This window comes from Streptomyces graminofaciens, assembly GCF_030294945.1.
In the GTDB taxonomy this organism is placed as follows: Bacteria; Actinomycetota; Actinomycetes; order Streptomycetales; family Streptomycetaceae; genus Streptomyces; species Streptomyces graminofaciens.
Window position 1 is genome coordinate 10465402 of record NZ_AP018448.1, and the last position, 23306, is coordinate 10488707.

15 protein-coding genes, 3 rRNA genes and 1 riboswitch are annotated in these 23306 nt (G+C 65.9%); of the genes, 15 read left to right on the forward strand and 3 right to left on the reverse strand.

Translation table 11 applies throughout. From position 1 onward, the window contains the following. Positions 1–96 precede the first annotated feature (96 nt). The 13 genes from SGFS_RS46080 to SGFS_RS46140 all read left to right on the forward strand — a co-directional run bounded on the left by SGFS_RS46080 (position 97) and on the right by SGFS_RS46140 (position 15677). Positions 97–1623 (forward strand): 16S ribosomal RNA (locus SGFS_RS46080). 319 nt (positions 1624–1942) lie between these two features. Continuing rightward, positions 1943–5065, forward strand: a 23S ribosomal RNA gene (locus tag SGFS_RS46085). Between the two features lie 89 nt (positions 5066–5154). Then, positions 5155–5271: ribosomal RNA gene (gene rrf / locus SGFS_RS46090) — 5S ribosomal RNA — on the forward strand. Together the 16S, 23S and 5S rRNA genes form the textbook arrangement of a ribosomal RNA operon. Before the next feature lie 109 nt (positions 5272–5380). After that, entirely contained in the window at positions 5381–5989 is a 609-nt protein-coding gene (locus SGFS_RS46095; protein WP_286258556.1) for a CDP-alcohol phosphatidyltransferase family protein, read from the forward strand. 112 nt (positions 5990–6101) lie between these two features. Beyond that, positions 6102–8597 (forward strand): mannose-1-phosphate guanyltransferase, encoded by a 2496-nt coding sequence (locus tag SGFS_RS46100; RefSeq protein ID WP_286258557.1) that lies wholly within the window; start codon positions 6102–6104, stop codon positions 8595–8597. A 98-nt stretch (positions 8598–8695) separates the two neighbouring features. Beyond that, the gene (locus tag SGFS_RS46105; protein WP_286258558.1) at positions 8696–9601 is read left to right on the forward strand and encodes a DUF881 domain-containing protein; all 906 of its coding nucleotides are present in this window, start codon (positions 8696–8698) and stop codon (positions 9599–9601) included. After that, entirely contained in the window at positions 9598–9930 is a 333-nt protein-coding gene (locus SGFS_RS46110; protein ID WP_009343209.1) for a small basic family protein, read from the forward strand. Before SGFS_RS46105 ends, SGFS_RS46110 begins: the two co-directional genes overlap by 4 nt. Positions 9931–9935: 5 nt before the next feature. Continuing rightward, positions 9936–10808 (forward strand): DUF881 domain-containing protein, encoded by an 873-nt coding sequence (locus SGFS_RS46115; RefSeq protein ID WP_286258561.1) that lies wholly within the window; start codon positions 9936–9938, stop codon positions 10806–10808. A gap of 61 nt (positions 10809–10869) precedes the next feature. Next, a complete protein-coding gene (locus tag SGFS_RS46120) occupies positions 10870–11835 on the forward strand; it encodes an FHA domain-containing protein (RefSeq protein WP_286258563.1) in 966 nt (321 codons plus the stop codon). Between the two features lie 17 nt (positions 11836–11852). Beyond that, entirely contained in the window at positions 11853–12608 is a 756-nt protein-coding gene (ftsR, locus tag SGFS_RS46125) for a transcriptional regulator FtsR (RefSeq protein ID WP_286258564.1), read from the forward strand. 84 nt (positions 12609–12692) lie between these two features. After that, positions 12693–13166, forward strand: a complete 474-nt coding sequence (locus tag SGFS_RS46130) for a bifunctional nuclease family protein (protein ID WP_005475662.1) — start codon at positions 12693–12695, stop codon at positions 13164–13166. A gap of 354 nt (positions 13167–13520) precedes the next feature. After that, a complete protein-coding gene (locus tag SGFS_RS46135; protein ID WP_286258568.1) occupies positions 13521–14162 on the forward strand; it encodes a MerR family transcriptional regulator in 642 nt (213 codons plus the stop codon). Between the two features lie 102 nt (positions 14163–14264). After that, positions 14265–15677 carry a DNA polymerase IV gene (locus SGFS_RS46140; RefSeq protein ID WP_286258569.1) on the forward strand — a complete coding sequence of 471 codons (1413 nt, stop codon included), beginning with the start codon at positions 14265–14267 and terminating at the stop codon, positions 15675–15677. A gap of 468 nt (positions 15678–16145) precedes the next feature. Here SGFS_RS46140 and SGFS_RS46145 read toward each other — a convergent pair whose 3' ends face one another. Then, positions 16146–16514 (reverse strand): PRC-barrel domain-containing protein, encoded by a 369-nt coding sequence (locus tag SGFS_RS46145; protein WP_286258571.1) that lies wholly within the window; start codon positions 16512–16514, stop codon positions 16146–16148. Between the two features lie 129 nt (positions 16515–16643). Continuing rightward, positions 16644–16739: riboswitch (glycine riboswitch) on the forward strand. A 173-nt stretch (positions 16740–16912) separates the two neighbouring features. Here SGFS_RS46145 and gcvP point away from each other — a divergent pair. Then, on the forward strand, positions 16913–19798 hold the full coding sequence (gene gcvP, locus SGFS_RS46150) for an aminomethyl-transferring glycine dehydrogenase (RefSeq protein WP_286258572.1): 2886 nt from the start codon (positions 16913–16915) through the stop codon (positions 19796–19798). A gap of 124 nt (positions 19799–19922) precedes the next feature. On the opposite strand, the gene SGFS_RS46155 is transcribed toward gcvP, so the two are convergent. Both SGFS_RS46155 and SGFS_RS46160 read right to left on the reverse strand, forming a co-directional pair. Then, positions 19923–20129 (reverse strand): DUF5999 family protein, encoded by a 207-nt coding sequence (locus tag SGFS_RS46155; protein ID WP_286258573.1) that lies wholly within the window; start codon positions 20127–20129, stop codon positions 19923–19925. 427 nt (positions 20130–20556) lie between these two features. Further along, on the reverse strand, positions 20557–21150 hold the full coding sequence (locus SGFS_RS46160; protein ID WP_286258574.1) for a hypothetical protein: 594 nt from the start codon (positions 21148–21150) through the stop codon (positions 20557–20559). Between the two features lie 579 nt (positions 21151–21729). Between SGFS_RS46160 and SGFS_RS46165 the strand changes: the two genes are divergently transcribed. Beyond that, positions 21730–23250, forward strand: coding sequence for a glutamate--cysteine ligase (locus SGFS_RS46165; RefSeq protein WP_286258575.1), 1521 nt, complete (start codon positions 21730–21732; stop codon positions 23248–23250). Positions 23251–23306: the final 56 nt, after the last annotated feature.

The window sequence follows — 23306 nt, forward strand, 5'->3', positions numbered from 1 at the left end:
TTCCTTTGAAGTAAACACAGCGAGGACGCTGTGTGCGAGAGGATCATTCCTCCTCTTGCACCGCTCTCGTGGTGTCGACCCGATTACGGGTACACATTCACGGAGAGTTTGATCCTGGCTCAGGACGAACGCTGGCGGCGTGCTTAACACATGCAAGTCGAACGATGAAGCCCTTCGGGGTGGATTAGTGGCGAACGGGTGAGTAACACGTGGGCAATCTGCCCTTCACTCTGGGACAAGCCCTGGAAACGGGGTCTAATACCGGATACAACCACCGGCCGCATGGTCTGGTGGTGGAAAGCTCCGGCGGTGAAGGATGAGCCCGCGGCCTATCAGCTTGTTGGTGAGGTAGTGGCTCACCAAGGCGACGACGGGTAGCCGGCCTGAGAGGGCGACCGGCCACACTGGGACTGAGACACGGCCCAGACTCCTACGGGAGGCAGCAGTGGGGAATATTGCACAATGGGCGAAAGCCTGATGCAGCGACGCCGCGTGAGGGATGACGGCCTTCGGGTTGTAAACCTCTTTCAGCAGGGAAGAAGCGAGAGTGACGGTACCTGCAGAAGAAGCGCCGGCTAACTACGTGCCAGCAGCCGCGGTAATACGTAGGGCGCGAGCGTTGTCCGGAATTATTGGGCGTAAAGAGCTCGTAGGCGGTCTGTCGCGTCGGATGTGAAAGCCCGGGGCTTAACCCCGGGTCTGCATTCGATACGGGCAGACTAGAGTGTGGTAGGGGAGATCGGAATTCCTGGTGTAGCGGTGAAATGCGCAGATATCAGGAGGAACACCGGTGGCGAAGGCGGATCTCTGGGCCATTACTGACGCTGAGGAGCGAAAGCGTGGGGAGCGAACAGGATTAGATACCCTGGTAGTCCACGCCGTAAACGGTGGGAACTAGGTGTTGGCGACATTCCACGTCGTCGGTGCCGCAGCTAACGCATTAAGTTCCCCGCCTGGGGAGTACGGCCGCAAGGCTAAAACTCAAAGGAATTGACGGGGGCCCGCACAAGCAGCGGAGCATGTGGCTTAATTCGACGCAACGCGAAGAACCTTACCAAGGCTTGACATACACCGGAAACGGCCAGAGATGGTCGCCCCCTTGTGGTCGGTGTACAGGTGGTGCATGGCTGTCGTCAGCTCGTGTCGTGAGATGTTGGGTTAAGTCCCGCAACGAGCGCAACCCTTGTTCTGTGTTGCCAGCATGCCTTTCGGGGTGATGGGGACTCACAGGAGACTGCCGGGGTCAACTCGGAGGAAGGTGGGGACGACGTCAAGTCATCATGCCCCTTATGTCTTGGGCTGCACACGTGCTACAATGGCAGGTACAATGAGCTGCGATGCCGTGAGGCTGAGCGAATCTCAAAAAGCCTGTCTCAGTTCGGATTGGGGTCTGCAACTCGACCCCATGAAGTCGGAGTTGCTAGTAATCGCAGATCAGCATTGCTGCGGTGAATACGTTCCCGGGCCTTGTACACACCGCCCGTCACGTCACGAAAGTCGGTAACACCCGAAGCCGGTGGCCCAACCCCTTGTGGGAGGGAGCTGTCGAAGGTGGGACTGGCGATTGGGACGAAGTCGTAACAAGGTAGCCGTACCGGAAGGTGCGGCTGGATCACCTCCTTTCTAAGGAGCATTTCTTACCGGGTTCTTCGGGACACGGTCAGAGGCCAGTACATCGGCGAACGTCCGGTGCTGGTTGCTCATGGGTGGAACGTTGATTATTCGGCTGGGTTTCCGGGTCGGAGGCTGTGAGTACTGCTCGTCAGAGCGTGGAAAGCATGATCTTCGGACGGGGTCCGGTCGGGCACGCTGTTGGGTGTCTGAGGGCACGGCCGGTTACGGCTGCCTTCAGTGCCGACCCCGGTGAACTCACTGGATCTCCAGTGGGGTGGCGGGTGGTTGGTCGTTGTTTGAGAACTGCACAGTGGACGCGAGCATCTGTGGCCAAGTTTTTAAGGGCGCACGGTGGATGCCTTGGCACCAGGAACCGATGAAGGACGTGGGAGGCCACGATAGGCCCCGGGGAGTCGTCAACCAGGCTTTGATCCGGGGGTGTCCGAATGGGGAAACCCGGCAGTCGTCATGGGCTGTCACCCTTGCCTGAACACATAGGGCAAGTGGAGGGAACGCGGGGAAGTGAAACATCTCAGTACCCGCAGGAAGAGAAAACAACCGTGATTCCGGGAGTAGTGGCGAGCGAAACTGGATGAGGCCAAACCGTATACGTGTGAGACCCGGCAGGGGTTGCGTATGCGGGGTTGTGGGATTTCTCTGTCACAGTCTGCCGGCTGTGAGACGAGTCAGAAACCGTTGATGTAGGCGAAGGACATGCGAAAGGTCCGGCGTAGAGGGTAAGACCCCCGTAGTCGAAACATCAGCGGCTCGTTTGAGAAACACCCAAGTAGCACGGGGCCCGAGAAATCCCGTGTGAATCTGGCGGGACCACCCGCTAAGCCTAAATATTCCCTGGTGACCGATAGCGGATAGTACCGTGAGGGAATGGTGAAAAGTACCGCGGGAGCGGAGTGAAATAGTACCTGAAACCGTGTGCCTACAAGCCGTGGGAGCGTCGGAATGAAGACTTGTCTTCATTCTCGTGACTGCGTGCCTTTTGAAGAATGAGCCTGCGAGTTTGCGGTGTGTTGCGAGGTTAACCCGGGTGGGGTAGCCGTAGCGAAAGCGAGTCCGAACAGGGCGTTTCAGTAGCACGCTCAAGACCCGAAGCGGAGTGATCTAGCCATGGGCAGGTTGAAGCGGAGGTAAGACTTCGTGGAGGACCGAACCCACCAGGGTTGAAAACCTGGGGGATGACCTGTGGTTAGGGGTGAAAGGCCAATCAAACTCCGTGATAGCTGGTTCTCCCCGAAATGCATTTAGGTGCAGCGTCGTGTGTTTCTTGCCGGAGGTAGAGCACTGGATAGGCGATGGGCCCTACCGGGTTACTGACCTTAGCCAAACTCCGAATGCCGGTAAGTGAGAGCACGGCAGTGAGACTGTGGGGGATAAGCTCCATGGTCGAGAGGGAAACAGCCCAGAGCATCGACTAAGGCCCCTAAGCGTACGCTAAGTGGGAAAGGATGTGGAGTCGCAGAGACAACCAGGAGGTTGGCTTAGAAGCAGCCACCCTTGAAAGAGTGCGTAATAGCTCACTGGTCTAGTGATTCCGCGCCGACAATGTAGCGGGGCTCAAGCGTACCGCCGAAGTCGTGTCATTCCAGCATGAGGGCCAACGCCCGCTGGGATGGGTAGGGGAGCGTCGTGTGCCGGGTGAAGCAGCCGCGGAAGCGAGTTGTGGACGGTTCACGAGTGAGAATGCAGGCATGAGTAGCGATACAAACGTGAGAAACGTTTGCGCCGATTGACCAAGGGTTCCTGGGTCAAGCTGATCTGCCCAGGGTAAGTCGGGACCTAAGGCGAGGCCGACAGGCGTAGTCGATGGATAACCGGTTGATATTCCGGTACCCGCTGTGAAGCGTCAAACATTGAACCAGGCGATGCTAAGTCCGTGAAGCCGCCCTGGAGCCTTCGGGCAAAGGGGAGTGGTGGAGCCGACGGACCAGACTTGCAGTAGGTGAGTGATGGGGTGACGCAGGAAGGTAGTCCATCCCGGGCGGTGGTTGTCCCGGGGTAAGGGTGTAGGCCGAGTGGTAGGCAAATCCGCCGCTCATCAAGGCTGAGACCTGATGCCGAGCCGATTGTGGTGAAGTGGATGATCCTATGCTGTCGAGAAAAGCCTCTAGCGAGTTTCATGGCGGCCCGTACCCTAAACCGACTCAGGTGGTCTGGTAGAGAATACCGAGGCGTTCGGGTGAACTATGGTTAAGGAACTCGGCAAAATGCCCCCGTAACTTCGGGAGAAGGGGGGCCATCACTGGTGAGAGGACTTGCTCCTCGAGCTGGGGGTGGCCGCAGAGACCAGCGAGAAGCGACTGTTTACTAAAAACACAGGTCCGTGCGAAGCCGTAAGGCGATGTATACGGACTGACGCCTGCCCGGTGCTGGAACGTTAAGGGGACCGGTTAGTCACATTTCGGTGTGGCGAAGCTGAGAACTTAAGCGCCAGTAAACGGCGGTGGTAACTATAACCATCCTAAGGTAGCGAAATTCCTTGTCGGGTAAGTTCCGACCTGCACGAATGGCGTAACGACTTCTCGACTGTCTCAACCATAGGCCCGGTGAAATTGCACTACGAGTAAAGATGCTCGTTTCGCGCAGCAGGACGGAAAGACCCCGGGACCTTTACTACAGTTTGATATTGGTGTTCGGTTCGGCTTGTGTAGGATAGCTGGGAGACTGTGAAGCTTGGACGCCAGTTCAGGTGGAGTCGTCGTTGAAATACCAGTCTGGTCGTGCTGGATGTCTAACCCGGGTCCGTGATCCGGATCGGGGACAGTGTCTGATGGGTAGTTTAACTGGGGCGGTTGCCTCCCAAAGGGTAACGGAGGCGCCCAAAGGTTCCCTCAGCCTGGTTGGCAATCAGGTGGTGAGTGTAAGTGCACAAGGGAGCTTGACTGTGAGACCGACGGGTCGAGCAGGGACGAAAGTCGGGACTAGTGATCCGGCGGTGGCTTGTGGAAGCGCCGTCGCTCAACGGATAAAAGGTACCCCGGGGATAACAGGCTGATCTTCCCCAAGAGTCCATATCGACGGGATGGTTTGGCACCTCGATGTCGGCTCGTCGCATCCTGGGGCTGGAGTCGGTCCCAAGGGTTGGGCTGTTCGCCCATTAAAGCGGTACGCGAGCTGGGTTTAGAACGTCGTGAGACAGTTCGGTCCCTATCCGCTGCGCGCGCAGGAATATTGAGAAGGGCTGTCCCTAGTACGAGAGGACCGGGACGGACGAACCTCTGGTGTGCCAGTTGTTCTGCCAAGGGCATGGCTGGTTGGCTACGTTCGGGAGGGATAACCGCTGAAAGCATCTAAGCGGGAAGCCTGCTTCGAGATGAGTATTCCCACCCACTTGATGGGGTAAGGCTCCCAGTAGACGACTGGGTTGATAGGCCAGATATGGAAGCCCAGTAATGGGTGGAGTTGACTGGTACTAATAGGCCGAGGGCTTGTCCTCAGTTGCTCGCGTCCACTGTGTTGGTTCTGAAACCACGAACAACCCCATGCCATGGTCACGGTGTGGTGCGGTTGAGTGTTTCATAGTGTTTCGGTGGTCATAGCGTGAGGGAAACGCCCGGTTACATTCCGAACCCGGAAGCTAAGCCTTACAGCGCCGATGGTACTGCAGGGGGGACCCTGTGGGAGAGTAGGACGCCGCCGAACTCCTTTTACAGCTCTGGCTCTTGGGCATACCGCCCCGGAGCCAGAGCTTTTTTGCGTTGAGGTAAGGTCAGGGGGCATCATCGGCTCGTTTTGCACAGGAGGCCCCCGGGTGGAGGTTCAGGAGACCCGAGTCCAGACGGATCGGGTCCTCACCATCCCGAACATCCTCAGCATGGCCCGCCTCGTCGGCGTGCCCGTCTTCCTGTGGTTGATCCTCTGGCCGGAGTTCGGGGGACCCAAGAGCGACGGCTGGGCGCTTCTGGTACTGGCCCTGAGCGGCATCAGCGACTATCTGGACGGCAAGCTCGCCCGCCGCTGGAACCAGATCAGCAGCCTCGGCCGGCTCCTCGATCCCGCGGCCGACCGGCTCTACATTCTGTCGACTTTGGTTGGTCTCACCTGGCGCGAGATTCTGCCATTTTGGTTGACCGCTGCACTGCTCCTGCGAGAGCTGGTTCTGCTGGTGATGGTGGGCATCCTCAGGCGCCACGGCTATCCGCCGCCCCAGGTGAACTTCCTCGGGAAGGCAGCTACCTTCAACTTGATGTACGCCTTCCCGTTGCTGCTGCTCAGTGACGGAAGTGGTTGGATCTCGTCACTCGCTGCTATTTTCGGATGGGCGTTCGCCGGATGGGGTACGACGCTGTACTGGTGGGCAGGGATCCTCTACGTAGTACAAGTCCGCCGACTTGTCAGGGCGGACGCCATGGCCGATTGAGCTCGCCTGATTGTGCGGCCGTAGTGGCTCGATGGCCCGCGTCGGAAAAGTGCGGGACAATCTGGACGGGTGAAGTCGGCTAGACCGTCTCTTCAAGGAGGACGCTTCCGACATGAAGGCCGTCGTGATGGCTGGAGGCGAAGGCACACGCCTTCGCCCCATGACCTCGAGCATGCCCAAGCCGCTCCTGCCTGTGGTCAACCGCCCGATCATGGAGCATGTGCTACGGCTGCTCAAAAGGCATGGGCTCAACGAGACTGTCGTCACCGTCCAGTTCCTGGCGTCGCTCGTCAAGAACTACTTCGGTGACGGCGAAGAGCTTGGGATGGAGCTCACCTATGCCAATGAGGAGAAGCCACTCGGTACCGCCGGGAGCGTCAAGAACGCCGAGGAAGCGCTGAAGGACGACGCTTTCCTCGTCATCTCCGGTGATGCCTTGACAGACTTCGACCTCACCGAACTCATCAATTTCCACAAGGAAAAGGGCGCGCTGGTCACTGTCTGTCTGACGCGCGTACCGAACCCATTGGAATTCGGCATCACCATCGTGGATGAGGAGGGAAAGGTCGAGCGCTTCCTCGAGAAGCCGACCTGGGGCCAGGTCTTCTCCGACACGGTGAACACGGGCATCTATGTGATGGAACCCGAAGTCTTCGACTACGTCGAGGCGGATGTTCCCGTCGACTGGTCCGGCGATGTCTTCCCGCAACTGATGAAGGAAGGCAAGCCCGTCTACGGCTATGTCGCCGAGGGCTACTGGGAGGACGTGGGGACCCACGAGAGCTATGTGAAGGCGCAGGCCGATGTCCTGGAGGGCAAGGTCGACGTCGAGATCGACGGGTTCGAGCTCTCCCCCGGAGTGTGGATCGCCGAAGGTGCCGAAGTGCATCCTGACGCTGTTCTGCGAGGGCCCCTGTATATCGGGGACTACGCCAAGGTCGAAGCCGGCGTGGAAATCCGTGAGCACACCGTCGTCGGCTCGAACGTCGTCGTGAAGAGCGGAGCCTTTCTGCACAAGGCCGTTGTCCACGACAACGTGTACATCGGGCAGCACAGCAATCTGCGTGGCTGCGTGGTCGGGAAGAACACCGACATCATGCGGGCCGCACGCATCGAGGACGGCGCCGTGATCGGTGACGAGTGCCTCGTCGGTGAAGAATCGATCGTGCAGGGGAACGTACGGGTCTACCCCTTCAAGACGATCGAAGCCGGTGCGTTCGTCAACACCTCGGTGATCTGGGAGTCGAGAGGACAGGCTCATCTGTTCGGCGCCCGGGGTGTGTCCGGGATCCTGAATGTGGAGATCACCCCGGAGCTGGCCGTGCGGCTGGCAGGGGCGTACGCCACGACGCTCAAGAAGGGCTCCACCGTCACCACGGCCCGCGACCACTCCCGAGGTGCTCGCGCGCTGAAACGGGCGGTCATCTCGGCGCTCCAGGCCAGCGCCATCGACGTACGGGATCTGGAGAACGTACCGCTGCCCGTGGCCCGGCAGCAGACCGCGCGGGGCAGTGCCGGCGGGATCATGATCCGGACCACGCCCGGGGTGCCCGACTCCGTCGACATCATGTTCTTCGACGGGCAGGGGGCCGACCTCTCGCAGGGGAGTCAGCGGAAGCTGGACAGGGTGTTCGCGCGGCAGGAGTACCGGCGGGCGTTCCCGGGTGAGATCGGGGATCTGCACTTCCCGGCCAGCGTGTTCGACTCGTACACCGGGTCGTTGTTGCGGAATGTCGACACGACCGGGATCGCCGAGTCCGGGCTGAAGGTCGTCGTGGACGCGTCCAACGGAAGTGCCGGCCTCGTACTGCCGAGTCTGCTCGGCAAGCTCGGTGTCGACTCGTTGACGATCAACCCCGGTCTCGACGAGTCCAGGCCCACGGAGACGGCCGACATGCGGCGGTCGGGGCTGGTGCGGCTGGGCGAGATAGTGGCGTCGTCGAGGGCCGCGTTCGGTGTGCGGTTCGACCCGGTCGGTGAGCGGCTGTCGCTCGTCGACGAGAAGGGGCGGATCGTCGAGGACGACCGGGCTCTGCTGGTCATGCTCGACCTGGTCGCCGCCGAGCGGCGCAGCGGGCGGGTGGCGCTGCCCGTGACCACGACCAGAATCGCCGAGCAGGTCGCGGCGTACCACGGCACGCAGGTGGAGTGGACGACGACCTCGCCGGACGATCTGACACGGGTCGGCGGCGACGAGACGACCATCTTCGGCGGCGACGGGCGCGGCGCGTTCATCGTGCCGGAGTTCAGCAGCGTCTTCGACGGGACGGCGGCCTTCGTACGGCTCATCGGACTGGTGGCGCGCACGCAGCTCACGCTCAGCCAGATCGACGCGCGGATTCCCCGGGCGCATGTCCTGAAGAGGGATCTCGCGACGCCGTGGGCCGTCAAGGGCCTGGTGATGCGCCGCGTCGTCGAGGCGGCCGGAGATCGCTTCGTCGACACCACCGACGGGGTGCGGGTCGTGGAGACCGACGGGCGGTGGGTGATGGTGCTGCCCGACCCCGCCGAGGCCGTCACCCATCTGTGGGCGGAGGGACCGGACGACGCTTCCGCGCAGGCCCTGCTCGACGAGTGGTCGACGATTGTGGACAGCGCCGGGCGCTGAAACAGCCAGTACGCGCGCGTGCCGGACAAGTGCCCCCAACGGGGCCTGTCCGGCACGCCGGTAGGGCCATTCGGAGGTAGTGGTCGCGACGTGCGACGATGTGCGGCATGCCGCAGCAGCCCCCCGTTCGGAGCACAGCCACGCGCCCCACGCGTCCGGACGCCTCCATGTCGCTGCTCAACAACGTCATGGACCACAGCCTCGACGACGGGTACGCCGAGGCGGCCGCTCGGAAGCAGGCCGAGGGCACCAGCGGCATGCCCAAGACCGTACGGGCCAAGCTGGGGCTCGCGGCCGGTCTGGTGCTCGCGGCCCTGGTGGTGACCGTGGGCGCCGCCGAGGCGCGTATCAGCGCTCCGGTGGTGGCCAAGGAGCGTGAGGAACTCATCGACCGCATCGAGCAGGAGACCGCGGTCGCGGACGAGCTCGAGGACACCGTCGACTCCCTCCGTGACGAGGTGGGAGATCGGCAGCGCGAGGCGCTCAAGACGGGCGGCGGGGACGATCAGGGAGACCTGGTCGGCATCCTTTCGGGCGCTGTCGAGGTGCACGGTCCGGGAATCAAACTCGTCGTCAACGACGCCAAGGAAGCCAGCCAGGGCGGTGACGGTGATCCGCGCGAGACCTCCGGGTTCTCCGACACCGGGCGCGTGCGTGACCGGGACATGCAGCGGGTCGTCAACGGACTGTGGGAGTCGGGTGCCGAGGCCATCTCGATCAACGGGCAGCGGCTGACCGCACTGTCCGCGATCAGGGCCGCCGGTGACGCGATACTGGTCGACAACAAGCCGCTGGCGCCGCCGTACACGGTGCTTGCGGTGGGGGACGGGAAGCGGCTGAGCACCAGGTTCCAGAACAGCCCCGACGGGCTGTACCTGCACGCGTTGCATGAGAACTTCGACATCCGGACGGGCATCTCCGTCGAGGACGACGTCAAGGTGCCGGCCGCGCCGAGTGTGATCGTACGTACAGCTGAACCGAGCACAGAGAAGGGCACATCGTGATCGCCGTACTGGGCCTCGTCCTGGGAGTGGTGGCCGGACTGTTGGTCCGGCCCGAGGTGCCGGCGGTGGTCGAGCCGTATCTCCCCATCGCCGTCGTCGCGGCGCTCGACGCCGTGTTCGGTGGTTTGCGCGCGATGCTGGACGGCATCTTCGACGACAAGGTCTTCGTCGTGTCGTTCCTGTCCAACGTCGTCGTGGCCGCCCTGATCGTTTTCCTGGGTGACAAGCTGGGCGTCGGCGCCCAGCTGTCCACGGGCGTCGTGGTCGTGCTCGGCATTCGCATCTTCTCCAACGCCGCGGCGATCCGTCGGCACGTCTTCCGGGCGTGAGGCCGATGCGCGATCAGGACGGAAGGCCGACCCCGAACCGGGGCGACGGTCACGAGGACGACTCGCCCACGACCCGGCTGCGCCGGGAGCTGCCCCAAGAGGTGCCCTCCGCGCCCGCCGAGGAGCCGAGTGAGGTCGCGCAGGAGCGGCAGCCGACGCTGACCGGGCGCGACAGGCTCGCCAAGGGGCTGTGGCCGCCGCGCTTCACGCGTGCCCAACTCATCGTCGCCCTCCTGCTGTTCGGGCTCGGCTTCGGTCTGGCCATCCAGGTGGCCTCCAACAACGACGACAGCGCGCTGCGCGGAGCACGCCAAGAAGATCTCGTTCGCATTCTCGATGAACTGGATGACCGTACTCAGCGTCTGGAGGAGGAGAAGCAGGGTCTCGAAGGCCAGCGCACCGAGCTGGAGAACAGCTCGGACCAGGCCGAGGAAGCCCGCAAGCAGACGGTCGAGAAGGAAAGGCAACTCGGCATTCTGGCGGGCACGGTGGCGGCTCAGGGACCCGGCATCACACTGACGATCGACGACACGAAGGGGACGGTCGAGGCCGACATGCTGCTCGACGCCATCCAGGAGCTGCGCGCGGCAGGCGCCGAGGCGATCCAGGTGAACGGCGTGAGGGTCGTCGCCAGTACCTATCTGACCGATTCCGGGAACGGAGTCAGCGTCGATGGGAACAAGATCACCCAGCCCTTTCGTTTCAAGGTCATCGGCAACCCGCAGGACCTCGAGCCCGCACTGAACATCCCCGGAGGCGTCGTGCAGACACTGGAGAAGGAGCGGGCCACCGTGACCGTCGAGCGGGCGGACAAGATCGTCGTGGATGCCTTGCGAGCTGCGGAGCGGCCTGACTACGCTCGGTCGTCCTCCCAGTGAACCGCAGGTGCATGGGGGCCTTCCGGCAGGGGCATGAGGTTGCGGGGGGTCGGCGCACCGAATGGGTGGTGCGTGGTGGAAACTGTCTGGTGGATACGGACGTTGTGAGGTTGTCCGGCTCGGCCGGTGTGTTCAGTCAGGGTTCGTCCTGCCCCACGGGCGGGTCTGTTTCGGTCAAGGGGAATCGCCCGTGAAGTTGTTTGCGAAGTTGTTCGGCAAGAGCGCGCGAGAGGGCAGCGACAATGCGACCTCCCGCCATCGCGTGCAGCCTTCGGACGTGGAGGGCCAGGGCGGCGAGCGGCCGCTGTTCCGGGACCAGGTCGCTGGTCCGGGTGGTGACATTTCCGGAGGTCAGGGCGCGCCGTCTGTTGACCCTGCCCAGTCCGGCCGCATAGGTTTCGGGGAACCGTCAACCTCAAGTACGGGTGGAGGGTTTGACCCGTACGCGTCCAATGCCCCGTCGGGGCAGCCGCGGCAGGAGGATCCGTCGATGTCGGCGCTGGTGTGTACGAGGTGCGGTAACCGCAACGCGGAGAACAGCCGCTTCTGCTCCAACTGCGGTGCACCGCTGCGGCCGGGAGTCGCCGCCGAGCGCGCGTCCGAGACGACCTCGACGATCTCGATCTCCGGCCTCGAGGCCTACGACGCCGAGACCACGGGGCAGACGCAGCTTCCGTCGCTCTCGCCCGAGGCGCAGGCGGCCGTCGAGGCGCTGCCGCTCGGCTCGGCGCTCCTGGTCGTCCGCCGTGGGCCGAACTCCGGCAGCCGCTTCCTCCTGGACAGCGATCTGACTACGGCGGGTCGCCACCCGCAGAGCGACATCTTCCTCGACGACGTGACCGTCTCGCGCCGGCACGTGGAGTTCCGCCGGGGTCAGGACGGCTCGTTCAAGGTCGCCGACGTCGGCAGCCTGAACGGTACGTACGTCAACCGGGAGCGGATCGACGAGGTCGCGCTGTCGAACGGTGACGAGGTGCAGATCGGCAAGTACCGGCTGGTCTTCTACGCGAGCCAGCGAGGCTACTGACCCGTCAGGGAAGGTCCATGCTTCGAACACCGAGCGGTGGTGCCGGGAACGGCACCACCGCCGCGGACAGTGGCCTGATGAGCATCGGCGCGGTGCTGAACGTGCTGCGCGAGGAGTTCCCCGAAGTCACCATCTCCAAGATCCGCTTCCTGGAGACGGAGGGGCTCATCGAACCGCAGCGGACCCCATCGGGGTATCGCAAGTTCAGCGCCGAGGACGTCGAGCGCCTCGGTCACGTCCTGAGGATGCAGCGGGACCACTATCTGCCGCTCAAGGTGATCCGGGAGCACCTGGAGGCCCTGGAGCGCGGCGAGGACGTACGTCTGCCGTCTCTGGGCCGCCAGCGTGACGTCGGTGATGGGGAACGCCTGAGCGAGCTCTTCGGGGAGCCCGAGGAGACCACCGCCGCCCGGATCGGCCGTACCGAGCTGCTCGCGGCCGCCGCCGTCGAGGAGGACCAGCTCGCCGAGTGGGAGTCGTACGGGCTTCTCGCGGCGTTGCAGGACGGGACGTACGACGCCGAGGCCGTCACCGTGGCCGCGCTGATGGTGGAACTGGGGCGGTTCGGGATCGAGCCGAGGCATCTGAGGGCGATGAAGGCCGCTGCCGACCGGGAGGCGGGGTTGGTCGACCAGGTCGTCGCCCCGCTGCGCCGGCATCGCAATCCGCAGACCAGGGCGCACGCGGAGGATCGTACGCGTGAGCTGGCGGGGCTCACGGTCAAGCTGCACGCGGCGCTCGTGCAGATGGAGCTGGGTGTACGGCTCCGCTGAGGCGGGGTGTTCGCCCAAGGCGGATCGGTCGGCCGATCTGTTCCCGACTACCCAAACATCCACGGCACGGCCTAGGGTTGCTGTGTGAACGAGCTCGATGTCGTAGGTGTCCGGGTCGAGATGCCCTCCAACCAACCGATCGTGCTCCTGCGTGAAGTGGGAGGCGACCGCTACCTCCCCATCTGGATCGGGCCGGGGGAGGCCACGGCCATCGCCTTCGCCCAGCAGGGCATGGCCCCCGCGCGACCGCTGACCCACGACCTGTTCAAGGACGTGCTGGAAGCCGTCGGCCAGGAGCTCACGGAAGTACGCATCACGGATCTGCGTGAAGGCGTCTTCTACGCGGAGCTGGTGTTCGCCAGCGGGGTAGAGGTGAGCGCCCGGCCGTCCGACGCCATAGCGCTGGCGCTGCGCACCGGGACGCCGATCTTCGGCAGCGATGGGGTGCTCGACGACGCGGGCATCGCGATCCCGGACGAGCAGGAGGACGAGGTGGAGAAGTTCCGCGAGTTCCTCGACCAGATCTCGCCAGAGGACTTCGGCACCAACAGTCAGTGAGCCCCGGGGTTGCGGCTGCCGGATTGAGTGCTGGTGTGGCGCCGTGGCCTGCGAGGATGCCTGGCTTCGGTGAGGCGTGCGCAGGGGCGTGGGTGGCCTTGCTGTCTCGCTGCTGATCGGCCCGGAACTCGAATGTGATGGGGGTCGTCACTCTCGCGCCTCTGGCACATGCCAGTGGCCAGTGTTGGTGTCGAAGGAGTTGATCTCAAGGCATTCGGCTAGCCTTTCCCCGCGGAAGGGCACGGGAAACCACTCTCAGGGTGATTATCACTCGGCGTGCCGAGTGTGGCGGTCGTTGACGCGCCCCTGGTGGCTGCCTACCGTCGAGAAGGCAGGTCAAGGACGGAGGTCGGCGTGAGAAGCAGCGGCGACGGTACGGCTGGGGGTGCCCCCGGACGCAGCCTGGGGGAGAACGGTCCGTACCCGCTTTACAGCAGCGCGGCCGGTCACGTCCCGCAGCGGCCGACGGCTGTGCCGGGGGGCGAGGTGGAGGCCGAGGGGCAGGAGACGGTCGGGTTCCGCGGTCCCACGGCGTGCGCTGCCGCGGGCATCACTTATCGGCAGCTCGACTACTGGGCCCGTACCGGCCTCGTCGAGCCGAGTGTGCGGTCGGCGCACGGGTCGGGGACGCAGCGGCTCTACAGCTTCCGGGACGTCGTCGTCCTGAAGATCGTCAAGCGGTTCCTCGACACGGGCGTGTCGCTGCAGAACATTCGCACCGCCGTGCAGCATCTCAGGGACCGGGGCTTCAGTGATCTGGAGCGGATGACTCTGATGAGCGATGGTGCGACGGTCTACGAGTGCACGTCCCCCGACGAGGTCCACGCCCTGCTCCAGGGCGGCCAGGGGGTCTTCGGGATCGCTGTGGGGGTCGTCTGGCGTGACGTAGAAAGCGCTCTCTCGCAGCTGCACGGAGAGCGCGTCGACACGGGGGACACCCTCGTCGGGCACAACCCGGCGGACGAGTTGGCGCGGAGGCGCAACCGGGCGGTCTGAGGCTGACGCCGAAGCCGTTCGTCGTGTGGGCGGACTGCCGCCGGAGCCTGGCCGTGCCGGTTGGCCGCAGCATTGTCAGTGGCGTAGGGCAGCATCGGAGATGTGAGAACCGCGCCTACGATCCTGCATCTCGACATGGATGCCTTCTTCGCCTCCGCGGAGCAGGCGTCGAAGCCGAGCCTGCGAGGGAAAGCGGTTGTCGTGGGTGGGCTCGGACCGCGTGGAGTGGTCGCGACCGCCTCGTACGAGGCACGGGTCTTCGGGGTGCACTCGGCGATGCCCATGGGGCAGGCACGCCGTCTCGCGCCGAACGCCGCGTATCTCACGCCACGCTTCATGTTCTATCGGGCGATCAGCGAACAGGTCATGGGGCTGCTGCGCGCCTTGTCGCCGTTGGTTGAGCCGTTGAGTCTGGACGAGGCGTTCGTGGATCTGGAGGCCGGGGGAGCGGCCTGGGACGAGGAGTCGGCGCGGTTGGCGGGGGCGAAGCTGCGGGCCGACATACGGGCCGTGACAGGGCTGACGGGGTCCGTGGGGCTCGCGGCCACCAAGATGCTCGCGAAGATCGCCTCCGAGCAGGCGAAACCCGACGGGCTGGTGCTGATCGAGCCCGGGACCGAGCGGGCGCTGCTCGGGCCGATGTCGGTGCGGATCCTGCCGGGTGTGGGGCCGGCGACCGGGGACCATCTGCGGCGGGCCGGGATCACCACGGTCGAGGAGATCGTGGAGGCGGGTGAGGACGAGGTCGTACGGCTGCTGGGGAAGGCCCATGGGCACGGGCTGTACGCGATGGCGCTGGCGCGTGACGAGCGGCCGGTGGTCGCCGAGCGGGACACGAAGTCCGTCTCGGTGGAGGACACGTACGACGTGGACATCCATGACCGGGTGAGGGTGCGGCTCGAGGTGCAGCGGCTGGCCGATCGGTGTGTGCGGAGGCTGCGGGAGGCCGGGCTGTCGGGGCGGACCATCGTGCTGAAGGTGCGGCGGTACGACTTCTCGACGCTGACCAGGTCGGAGACGTTGCGGGGGCCGACGGACGACGTGGCCGTGGTGCGGGAGGCCGCAGCGCGGTTGTTGGAGGCCGTGGACACGACAGGGGGTGTGCGGCTGCTCGGGGTCGGGGTGAGCGGGCTTGCCGACTACACGCAGGAGGATCTGTTCGCCCAGGCCGCGGGCGAGCCGGAGGCGGCGGAGGAGGAGGCGGTGGCCGAGGCGCCTGTGGTGGAGGAGGGCAGGGGTGCCGAGCGGCAGTGGCGTCCGGGGCACGATGTGCGGCATGCCGAGTACGGGCACGGGTGGGTGCAGGGCAGTGGGCTCGGGCGCGTGACCGTGCGGTTCGAGACGCCTGACTCGGGGCCGGGGCGGGTGCGGACGTTTCGGACGGGCGATCCGGATTTGGAGCCGGTGGATCCGTTGCCGTTGGTTTCTGGGGGGCCGACGAGGCCGGGGCGTGAGTCGGAGCAGGCGTCGGGGGCGAAAGCGGAGCGCGGCCTGGGGTTGGAGCTGGAGGGGTAGGGCGGGGATCAGGGGGCTGGAGGATCTGCAGGGGTGGCGAGTGGGAAGACATTGAGCCGGGGGACGAAGAGGCGAAACCGGCCGGAATGTGCGCGGTGGGTGTGGTTGAGGAGGCGTCGGCGGCGGGGGCGAGGCAGCTGCCTGGTTGAGGCCCACGTGCTGAAGTCGACCGACCCGGCAGGCGAGGCGGGGCGGAAGCCGCGCGCCAGGCAGGGACGGAAGCTTGCTGAGGCCAGGTGGGACCAGGACCAAGGACGGTGGCGGGCGAGACTGGCCGGGAGCCGGGAGCCGGGAGCCGGGAGCCGGGAGCCGGGAGCCGGGAGCCGGGAGCCGGGAGCCGGGAGCCGGGAGCCGGGAGCCGGGAGCCGGGAGCCGGGAGCCGGGAGCCGGGAGCCGGGAGCCGGGAGCCGGGAGGGGCGAGGGGTTCGGGCTGGTGTGGGTGAGGGCGGTTGGGGGTTGGGCTGTAGGTCAGACGTCTTCCTGGCCCGCTATCTGGCCGAAGTCTCGGTCCAGTGGGGGCGGGGGTGCCACGTCCAGGCCGTAGTGGTGGTAGAGCTGGAGTTCCTGTTCGGGGGAGAGGTGGCGGCCTACGCCGAAGTCGGGAGCGTCCTTGATCAGGGCGCGGTCGAAGGGGACGCGGAGGGTGCCCTCCATCAGTTCGCTGGGCTCCAGGGGGATGAAGGCGTCGCGGCCGAAGAGGCCCATGCGTATCGCCGCCCACTCCGGGGTCCCGGTGGCGTCGTCGAGGTAGACCTCGTCCACCGTGCCGATCTTGGTGCCCTTGCGGTCGAACGCCTTGCGGCCGATCAGGTTGCGCGGATCGATATCGGTCTGCACGGTCCCTCCAAGTGGTCGCAAAGGGGCTGTCGCCACGAATCGTCTCTTACCCTACGAAAAGGCACATCAGGGGAGGCGGCCACTCGAAGACCTGTGCGTCGACCGCGCTGATAGGCTGACGGCGGCTGCTGACCCTGTGCGGGAGAGTCCTCCAGACATCATCGGAGGCGCCGAAGGAGCAAATCCTCCCCGGAATCTCTCAGGCCCACGTACCGCACGGACGAGGTCACTCTGGAAAGCAGAGCGGGTGTCGACGGCTTCCGCTCTCACCGACGGTGAAAGCCGGTTCGTTCATGGACCGGTGAAGCTCTCAGGTCGAGATGACAGAGGGGGAGGCCGTCGGGGCACCCGTGCCGTGGTGTCCCTCGAAGGTCGCGTCAGACCAGGAGGCCTCCGCAATGACCGCCCATCGCATTCCGCTTGCCGAGCTCGAACAGGGAATCCCCTTCGAGCGGCGGCACATCGGCCCCGATCAAGAGGCCCGGGCCAAGATGCTCGCCAACGTCGGCTACGGCTCGCTCGACGAGCTGACGGCCGCCGCCGTCCCGGATGTGATCAAGAACGCCGAAGCGTTGCGGTTGCCGGGCGCGCGTACGGAGGCCGAGGTTCTCGCGGAGCTGCGTACGCTCGCGGACCGTAACCAGGTGCTCGGCTCGATGATCGGGCTCGGGTACTACGGGACGTTCACACCGCCGGTGATTCTGCGGAATGTGATGGAGAATCCGGCCTGGTACACCGCTTACACGCCTTATCAGCCCGAGATCTCCCAGGGGCGGCTCGAAGCGCTGCTCAATTTCCAGACCGTGGTCGCCGATCTCACCGGACTGCCCACCTCCGGGGCCTCCCTGCTCGACGAGGGCACCGCCGCAGCCGAGGCCATGGCGCTGTCCCGGCGCATGGGGAAGAACAAGAAGGGGCTCTTCCTCGTCGACGCCGACGCGCTGCCGCAGACCATCGCCGTGATCGAGACCCGTGCCGAGCCGACCGGGGTCGAGGTCGTCGTCGCCGATCTGAGCGAGGGCATCCCGGCCGACATCGCCGCTCGTGAGATCAACGGTGTGCTGCTGCAGTACCCGGGCGCCTCCGGTGCCGTACGCGACCTCAAGCCCGTCGTCGACCAGGCCCACGAACTCGGCGCGCTCGTCACGGTCGCCGCCGATCTGCTCGCGCTCACGCTGCTCACCTCCCCCGGTGAGCTGGGCGCCGACATCGCGGTGGGCACGACCCAGCGGTTCGGGGTGCCGATGGGCTTCGGCGGGCCGCACGCCGGTTACATGGCCGTGCACGAGAAGTTCGCGCGCAGCCTGCCCGGGCGGCTCGTGGGTGTGTCCGTGGACGCCGACGGGCACAAGGCGTACCGGCTCGCCCTGCAGACGCGTGAACAGCACATCCGCCGGGAGAAGGCCACCAGCAACATCTGTACGGCTCAGGTGCTGCTCGCCGTGATGGCCGGCATGTACGCCGTCTACCACGGGCCGGAGGGGCTGCGAAGCATCGCTCGGCGTACGCACCGGTACGCCACGATCCTCGCTGCGGGGCTCGCCACCGGCGGAGTCGAGGTCGTGCACGGCGCCTACTTCGACACGCTCACCGTGCGGGTGCCGGGCCGGGCGGCCGAGGTCGTCGCCGCCGCGCGGGAGAACGGCGTGAACCTGCGCCTCGTCGACGCCGACCGGGTCTCCGTCTCCTGCGACGAGACCACCACGCGGGCCCAGCTCACGGCCGTATGGGGCGCGTTCGGGGTCGAGGGCGATGTCGAGGCCCTCGATGTCGCCGCCGAGGAGGCGCTGCCGGGCTCGCTGCTGCGCTCCGACGAGTACCTCACGCACCCCGTCTTCCACCAGTACCGCTCCGAGACCGCGATGCTGCGCTATCTGCGCAAGCTCGCCGACCGGGACTACGCGCTGGACCGGGGCATGATCCCGCTGGGCTCCTGCACGATGAAGCTCAACGCGACCACCGAGATGGAGCCGGTGACCTGGCCCGAGTTCGGGCAGTTGCACCCCTTCGCGCCCATCGAGCAGGCGCAGGGCTATCTCACGCTCATCCGTGAGCTGGAGGAGCGACTCGCGGAGGCCACCGGGTACGACAAGGTGTCGCTCCAGCCCAACGCCGGTTCGCAGGGTGAGCTGGCCGGGCTGCTCGCCGTACGGGGGTACCACCGGGGCAACGGCGACGAGCAGCGGACGGTGTGTCTGATTCCGTCCTCCGCGCACGGGACCAACGCCGCGAGCGCCGTGATGGCGGGCATGAAGGTCGTCGTCGTGAAGACCGCCGACGACGGTGAGATCGACGTCGAGGATCTGCGGGCCAAGATCGAGCAGTACCGCGACGAGCTGGCCGTACTCATGATCACGTACCCCTCGACGCACGGTGTGTTCGAGGAGCACGTCGCCGACATCTGCGCCCAGGTGCACGAGGCGGGCGGTCAGGTGTACGTGGACGGTGCCAACCTCAACGCTCTCGTGGGGCTCGCCAAGCCGGGGCACTTCGGCGGTGACGTCTCGCATCTGAATCTGCACAAGACGTTCTGCATCCCGCACGGCGGCGGCGGTCCGGGCGTCGGGCCGGTGGCCGTGCGATCGCATCTGGCGCCCTACCTGCCGAACCACCCGCTGCAGCCCGAGGCCGGCCCCGAGACGGGCGTGGGGCCGATCTCGGCGGCTCCCTGGGGCTCTGCGGGCATCCTGCCCATCTCGTGGGCGTACGTCCGGCTGATGGGCGGCGAGGGGCTCAAGCGGGCCACGCAGGTGGCGGTGCTGAGCGCGAACTACATCGCCAAGCGGCTGGAGCCGCACTACCCGGTGCTCTACACCGGCCCGGGCGGGCTCGTCGCGCACGAGTGCATCGTCGATCTGCGGCCGCTGGCCAAGTCGACCGGTGTCAGCGTCGACGACATCGCCAAGCGGCTGATCGACTACGGCTTCCACGCGCCGACGATGTCGTTCCCGGTGGCGGGGACGCTGATGATCGAGCCGACCGAGTCGGAGGACCTCGTCGAGCTGGACCGGTTCTGCGACGCGATGATCGCCATCCGCGCGGAGATCGAGAAGGTCGCCGCGGGTGAGTGGCCGGCGGACGACAACCCCCTGCGGAACGCGCCGCACACGGCGGCCGCGCTCGGCGGGGAGTGGGAGCACGCGTACACGCGTGAGGAGGCCGTCTTCCCGGCCGGTGTGACGCCCGCCGACAAGTACTGGCCGCCGGTGCGCCGGATCGACCAGGCCTTCGGCGACCGGAACCTGGTCTGCTCCTGCCCGCCGCTGGACGCCTACGAAGAGTGATCGACCGCGGATACGCGTCGGGGCCGGTTCGGAGAGTGTGCTCTTCGAACCGGCCCCTCGTTCTGTCCGGGCGCACGCCCCGCGCGGGGGCGGTCGCCCTTCGTGCCCGACCGTGTGGCGCGGCTCAGGCGGCCGTCATCACGTGGTCGGTGCCCGACGGGCGGTGCGGGGCGATGATCTGGCCGTCCGGCAGGAGCTCACCGGTGTCCTCGAAGTGCAGAACGCCGTTGCAGAGCAGGCTCCATCCCTGCTCCGGGTGGTGCGCCATGAGACGGGCGCCTTCCCGGTCGGCGGATTCGGCGGTCGGGCACAGTGGCTGGTGCTGGCACATGGTTGGTGGGATCTTTCGCTCTGTCGTGTGGTGTGAGATGGCTTTGGTGTCTGACCCGCGGCTTGAAGCCTCGTTCATGGCCGCCCCCGTTGTGATTAGTCGTCCTGTCCCAGTGTTGCCCCACGGACGCCAATCCGCAGGGATTTCGCATCACCGCTTCTTCACAGGTTGATGACGCATCACTCTGGCGGACGGTTCACCTCAACCGCACTGTCCCTTCGGGTGGTTCGCCATGGTCAGAAAGGGCTAGTCCCAGGGGAGAGGCATTGTGAATTGCTCGTACGAGCGTAATGGCGCGCGAAAGAGCGGGAAATCGCGGCGATGAGAATCCTCTACCCCGTCACCGGTGACGCATAACGCGTACCCCGTCACCGGTAATTCGGCGGCGGGGTACGCGGAGTGCGCGAGAGGAGACGGGTGGTGAGGGTCAGGCGGGCGAGCCGAGCAGCGGTGGCGCGGTGGCCGGGGTGAGGCGATGGGTCAGGACCGCGAGCAGTTCGGCGACCCGGTGCGGGCGATGGGCGGCGATGCCCGGTGGAGCAGGTGCCAGCGGGACCAGCAGGTCGGTCGCGGCCGGGTGGCCGGTGGCGCCGTCGGCGGCGGTGTCCCCGTGCAGCCAGAGCGTGAGCATGTACAGCTCGGGCACCGACAGCAGGCGGGGCTGGTAAGGCTGTTGCAAGGTCTCGGCCTGGCGCAGGGCGCGCTCGGTGGAGGCGATGTACGGGCCTTCGAAGAAGTGCGAGAACACCCAGCCGTCGGGTGTCAGTCGGGTCTCGGCGGCGGCCACCGCGCGGTCGGCGCAGTGGATCAGGAAACGCCAGCCGGCCAGTCGTGTGCTGCCCGTGCCCTCCGGGGTGATCCGGTCCAGTACGTGTACGGGCAGCGGGAGTTCGGGGGTGACCGGTCCTTGGGCGGTCTGCAAGGAGGGAGTTCGCGCCTCGCGGACGGCGGTCGGGGAAGCGAGCGCGGTGAGGACGGTGCGCAGTGCGGGTGCGGGAGCCGGGGGGACATGCAGCGGCATGGTGGGTCGCCTCTCATTCGACAGGCACGACGGCGCGAGGGCGGGGGCGGACGACGCTGTCAGCTCTCGGGCTCGGAGAGACGGGTGCCCTGGGTCCGGTGCGTGGGTGAGGCCCGCCGTGCGTGACCAGGACGGCGGGACCGAGGACCGCGAGTACCAACTCTCCGCCTCGATAACCGAGTTTATACGACACGTGTTCAGACGATGTTTCGTCTATCCGCACCGGATATGAACAGCAAGGCAGAAACCGGTCGTTGAAACGCGGGATTCCTCCCGGTTTCCCGTGCGGCCCGCGGTGACGACCTCGGATTGCCGTCGCGCGGCGGACGGCCGGTTCTCGTCGGCACTTTTTACGAAAGCCTGACGCCGCCCTGGCGGACCGAAAGCGCGTACTCTGGTTGCCCAGTGAATGTGCCAAAAGCATGCCGGAAGAATGCGGCTGGAGGAAGCCGGGCTCAGCCTAGCGTGCGTATGTCCCGCGAGGGACGTTATCGGCGGCTGTGCCTGGGCATCATCAACCGTGACCCGGGACAGCAGCGGCCGGATCGTCGGCCTGCCCATCCGAGGAGGGACGCTTCGATGGGGGAGAAGGTCGTGGCGGGGCCGTTCGGCCTGTCCGACCGCCAGCACTACCGCGACAAGCTGCGGCAGTGTCTGGCGGGACTGGCGCGGCTGCTGGAGGAGAAGCGGTTCGACCGCCCCAAGAACATGATGGGTGTGGAGATCGAGCTGAACCTCGTGGGAGCCGACGGTCTGCCCAGAATGTTGAATTCGCAAGTGCTGGAACGGATAGCGAGCCGAGATTTCCAAACAGAACTCGCCATGTTCAATCTGGAAGTCAACATAGCTCCACATCGGCTGGGTGGCCGGGTATTCGACCGGCTTTCCGAGGAGCTGCGCACCTCGCTCAACTACGCCAACCGGAAGGCGGGCGAGCTGGACGCGGGAATCGCGATGATCGGCATTCTGCCCACGCTGGACCGCGACGACCTTGTCTCCTCCAACCTCTCCGACGGCGACCGCTACGCCTTGCTCAACGATCAGATCGTCGCCGCCCGAGGCGAGGATTTCACGCTCGACATCGAGGGCGTCGAGCGGCTTCTGTGCACCTCGAAGTCGATCGTGCCCGAGGCCGCCTGCACCTCCGTGCAGCTGCACCTTCAGGTCACCCCGGGTCGCTTCGCCGATGTGTGGAACGCGGCGCAGGCGGTCACCGCCGCGCAGATCGCCGTGGGCGCCAACTCTCCGTTCCTGTTCGGACGCGAGCTGTGGCGGGAGTCCAGGCCGCCGCTGTTCCTGCAGTCCACGGACACCCGGCCGCCCGAGCTCCAGGCGCAGGGGGTACGGCCGCGTACCTGGTTCGGGGAGCGGTGGATCTCCTCGGCGTACGAACTGTTCGAGGAGAACCTGCGCTACTTCCCGGCGCTGCTGCCCATCTGCGACGACGAGGATCCGCTGCGGGTCCTCGACGAGGGCGGCATCCCCAAGCTCGCCGAGCTGAGCCTGCACAACGGCACGGTGTACCGCTGGAACCGGCCCGTGTACGGCATCGCCGACGGAGTCCCGCACCTCAGGGTCGAGAACCGGGTGCTGCCCGCCGGGCCGACCGTGACGGACGTGATCGCCAACGCGGCGTTCTACTACGGGCTCGTCCGGGCGCTCGCCGAGGAGTCGCGGCCGGTGTGGACGCGGCTGCCCTTCGAGGCCGCCGCCGCCAACTTCGACGCGGCCTGCCGGTACGGCATCGACGCACAGTTCCAGTGGCCGAGGCGCGGCCGGTACGGCGGCGTGGGGCCGGTGGACGCGGTGAACCTCGTCCGGGACGAGCTCCTGCCGCTCGCCGAGGCGGGACTGGACGCGTGGGGTGTGGAGCCGGCCGACCGGGACCTGTACCTCGGGGTGATCGAGGAGCGTTGCCGGCGTCGGGTCAACGGGGCGTCGTGGCAGGTCGAAACGTTCCATCGGGCGCTGCGGAAGGGGATCGGACGGGAGGCGGCGCTTGCGGCCACCACCCGCCGCTACTGCGAGCTGATGCATTCCGGGGATCCGGTGCACACCTGGCCGGTGGGGCTGCCGGAGCCGGTGCCGTTGTTGGGGTGACGGGGGTGGGGCCGTCGGGCCGTGGGGCCGTGGGGCTTCGGGGAGGCGGTCGAGAG

Coding starts and splice junctions, on each gene's coding strand:
- SGFS_RS46100 (WP_286258557.1), top strand. CDS start 6,102: ATGAAGGCCGTCGTGATGGCTGGAGGCGAAGGCACACGCCTTCGCCCC.
- SGFS_RS46105 (WP_286258558.1), top strand. CDS start 8,696: ATGTGCGGCATGCCGCAGCAGCCCCCCGTTCGGAGCACAGCCACGCGC.
- SGFS_RS46115 (WP_286258561.1), top strand. CDS start 9,936: ATGCGCGATCAGGACGGAAGGCCGACCCCGAACCGGGGCGACGGTCAC.
- SGFS_RS46120 (WP_286258563.1), top strand. CDS start 10,870: ATGGGTGGTGCGTGGTGGAAACTGTCTGGTGGATACGGACGTTGTGAG.
- ftsR (WP_286258564.1), top strand. CDS start 11,853: ATGCTTCGAACACCGAGCGGTGGTGCCGGGAACGGCACCACCGCCGCG.
- gcvP (WP_286258572.1), top strand. CDS start 16,913: ATGACCGCCCATCGCATTCCGCTTGCCGAGCTCGAACAGGGAATCCCC.
- SGFS_RS46155 (WP_286258573.1), bottom strand. CDS start 20,129: ATGTGCCAGCACCAGCCACTGTGCCCGACCGCCGAATCCGCCGACCGG.
- SGFS_RS46160 (WP_286258574.1), bottom strand. CDS start 21,150: ATGCCGCTGCATGTCCCCCCGGCTCCCGCACCCGCACTGCGCACCGTC.
- SGFS_RS46165 (WP_286258575.1), top strand. CDS start 21,730: ATGGGGGAGAAGGTCGTGGCGGGGCCGTTCGGCCTGTCCGACCGCCAG.